Source organism: Bacillus sp. SIMBA_031 (genome assembly GCF_046535225.1).
In the GTDB taxonomy this organism is placed as follows: domain Bacteria; phylum Bacillota; class Bacilli; order Bacillales; family Bacillaceae; genus Bacillus; species Bacillus velezensis.
In genome coordinates this window covers 1-254 of sequence record NZ_JAWRXC010000459.1, presented here as the reverse complement: position 1 = coordinate 254, position 254 = coordinate 1, and the positions used below count along the sequence as shown (strand labels likewise).

General features: G+C 34.3%; 1 protein-coding gene. It reads right to left on the bottom strand.

All coding sequences use genetic code 11. The features are described from left to right. A partial coding sequence (locus tag SB724_RS21020; RefSeq protein WP_410572910.1) for a toxin-antitoxin system YwqK family antitoxin occupies positions 1–254 on the bottom strand: 254 nt, incomplete at both ends.

The following is a 254-nucleotide window of genomic DNA, read 5'->3' as shown; positions in this document are numbered from 1 at the left end:
GCTCACTTTTTTTTCTTCCATTTTCAAACCAAATTATACTTTTACCATGCAATTGCCCATATCTATATTCTTTTTCACTTTTTTTATTCCCGTTTTCATAAAATTCACTTGTTAAACCATGAGCCAGCCCATTCTTATATTTAGTAAAATAGATGATTTGTCCATTTGGATATAATTCGTAAGCCAGCCCTGTAAACGGCTGGCCATTTTCGTCTTCAGGATTATCTAGTATCTCATCACTGACCGAAGAGAAC